Origin of the sequence: Actinopolyspora mortivallis (genome assembly GCF_003001495.1) — a bacterium.
Classification (GTDB): domain Bacteria; phylum Actinomycetota; class Actinomycetes; order Mycobacteriales; family Pseudonocardiaceae; genus Actinopolyspora; species Actinopolyspora mortivallis_A.
On the sequence record NZ_PVSR01000078.1, the window covers coordinates 1 to 2,538 of the forward strand.

General features: G+C 70.3%; 4 protein-coding genes. All 4 read right to left on the reverse strand.

Annotated elements, in window-relative coordinates; genetic code table 11:
- A partial coding sequence (locus tag CEP50_RS19655; protein WP_308729390.1) for a proton-conducting transporter transmembrane domain-containing protein occupies positions 1-1,051 on the reverse strand: 1,051 nt, incomplete at its 3' end.
- Positions 1,052-1,057: 6 nt separating this feature from the next.
- Positions 1,058-1,363 carry an NADH-quinone oxidoreductase subunit NuoK gene (gene nuoK, locus CEP50_RS19660; RefSeq protein WP_106115399.1) on the reverse strand — a complete coding sequence of 102 codons (306 nt, stop codon included), beginning with the start codon at positions 1,361-1,363 and terminating at the stop codon, positions 1,058-1,060.
- Positions 1,360-1,944 carry an NADH-quinone oxidoreductase subunit J gene (locus CEP50_RS19665; protein ID WP_106115400.1) on the reverse strand — a complete coding sequence of 195 codons (585 nt, stop codon included), beginning with the start codon at positions 1,942-1,944 and terminating at the stop codon, positions 1,360-1,362. The genes nuoK and CEP50_RS19665 overlap by 4 nt, the downstream gene beginning before the upstream one ends.
- 9 nt (positions 1,945-1,953) lie before the next feature.
- The coding region (locus CEP50_RS19670; RefSeq protein ID WP_146134873.1) for a complex I subunit 1 family protein at positions 1,954-2,538 on the reverse strand (585 nt) is incomplete at its 5' end.

Below are 2,538 nucleotides of genomic sequence, written 5' to 3' on the forward strand. Positions count from 1 at the left end.
GCCCCACTCCCCGCAGTTCCACCAACCTCTCGGTGCCGAACCCGACCAGCCAGGCTCCGGCCACGAGGAACAGTGCCGCCTTCGTCGCCGCGTGCGCCACCAGATGCGCCGTCCCGCCGAACACTCCGCCGGTGCCCGCGGCGAGCACGACGAAGCCCAGCTGGGCCGAGGTGGAGGCGGCCAACAACTGCTTGAGGTCCCGCTGGGCCACGGCCACCAGTCCCAGCACCAGAGCGGTGAGCGCCCCGATCCAGGCCGTGGCCGCCGCCACCCCGTCCTCCTCGGCGAGCAGGGGATGCACGCGCAGCAGCAGGTACCCGCCCGCCGCGACCATGGTCGCCGAGTGCAACAGCGCCGAAACCCCGCTGGGACCTTCCATCGCCCGGGACAGCCAGAAGTGGAACGGCAGTTGGGCCGACTTTCCCAGTGCGGCCACCACGAGTCCGACCGCTGCCACGGTGGACCAGGGCGCCGTGAGCTCCGGAAGCTCGTCCAGGGCCAGCGAACCCGCTCCCCCGGCCAGGGCGGAGCCGGCCGCCACGTACATCCCGAGGTCGGCGCCTCTGGTGGTGAGCAGCGCGGTGTTCGCGGCCCGCACGGCGGTGTTCCGCCGCCACCAGAAGCCGATCAGTGCCCAGCTCGTCGCCCCCATGACCTCCCAGCAGACGAGCAAGGAGACCAGCCCGGAGGCGGTGACGGTTCCCAGCATCGCCCCGGAGAACACCAGCATCAGCCCGGTGAACCTGGCCGCCGACTCGCGCGGGCCGATCGCCGTGGCGCAGAACCACAGCACCCCGAGGACCACCGCGGTGACCGGGACGAGCAACAGTCCCGCCGAACCGTCCACGGCCAACCCGAACCCGATTCCCCGGAACAGCGGCACCTCGGAACTCGGACGCACGACCGTGGCCGCCACGGCCGTCACCAGATCCGCGGCGGCCACGGCGAGCCCAACGGGAAAGGCGGGCACCGCACCGCGTGTGCCCGTACAGGCCAGCACACCCCCGGACAGGGCGGGGAGCAGGACCAGCGTCCACACCAGGAAGGCCATCAGCAGCTACCCCCGCAGGTCGGTGGCCTGGTCGCTGGTGTCCACGTCCCTGGCCCGGAACAGGGCCGTGACCACGGCGAAACCCACCGCCATCTCCACAGCCATGGCGGTGACGGTCACCAGGACGAGCACCTGCCCCTCGGAGGCCTCCGGATTCACGAGGTGGTGGAACGCGGCCGCGGCGAGCACGACCCCGGCGATCATCAGCTCCAGTCCCATCATCAGCATCACGATCGACTGCTGGGACAGGGCCCCGTAGAGTCCCGTCGCGAACAACGCGGAGGCGGTGAGCAGAAACGGTTCCGGAGTCATCGCCGCTCCCCCGGCCGCGCGGTCGTGGAGCCGAGGCCCCCCGGAACCGGGTCGGTGGGACGACCGCGCGGGCTCCGCCCGAAACGGTCGTAACGCCCCCTGGGCACGGACAGGGTCACCGTCGCGAGGATCGCGGCGAACAGCACCATGCCCAGAGTCATCATCGTCGGCATCTGGGAGGACATCAGTTCCGCACCGAGCTCCGCGGTGGGGTCGGGAGCCGGGCGTCCCACCCGTTCCGGCCAGTCCACGAGCAGGGTCCCGGCCGCCAGCACGCAGAAGGTGCCGACCGACACCGCCAGTGCACCCGCTCTGTTGTGGTACATGGCCATGGGTACCAGTCCGGCCGGGTTCATCATGTACATGACCATGAAAACGGCCATGATCACCATTTCCATGACCGTCATCAGCACGAGCACCACCCCGAGGTAGTTCAGCCCCAGCAGCAGCACCTCGAAGGCGACGAACAGGAACGAGGCCAGCAGGGCGAAGGTCACCCGGGCCATCGAGTCCAGCCGGAAGACCAGCAGGGCGCACACCACGGCGAGCACCCCGAAACCCCAGGCAAGAACCGTCTGCACCGTTACTCCTCACCGGATCAGCACCGTCACCGACACCACCAGCACCTGCAACAGGCTCGCCGGCAGCAGCACCGTCCAGGAGAACTCGACGAACCTGTCCACGCGCACCGTCGGGAAACGACGGGACAGCCAGACGACACACGTCACCACCCCGGCCGTCTTGACCACGCTCCACAGCCACGGCGGCAGCAACGGCCCCTGTCCACCGCCCAGGAACAACGGCACGGAGAAGGCGAGGGCCACCACGAACAGCAGCCACCTCCCCCCCAGGAACAGCAGACGGTCCACGCCGGACAGCTCCGTGGCCGCGCCTCCGGCCAGGTCCGTGCCCACCGGGGCTCCGAACGGGGCCCGGAAAGCCATCGCAGCCGTACTGATCAGGTACACCACGAACGCCACCGGCATCCACGCCACGAACCAGACGTCCCGCTGGGCCGCGACGACCTCCCCCACCCGCAACGTCCCCGCCGCCGTGGCCACGGCGATCAGGGCGAACATGTGCGGCAGCTCGTAACACAGCCCCTGGGCCACGAACCGGTACCCACCGACCAGGGAGAAAACCGAGTTCGCCCCCCACCCGGCGGCCCACACGGC

What these genes read in the sequence shown, in the direction of transcription:
- nuoK (WP_106115399.1), bottom strand. Translation starts at nt 1,363, where the DNA reads ATGACTCCGGAACCGTTTCTGCTCACCGCCTCCGCGTTGTTCGCGACG.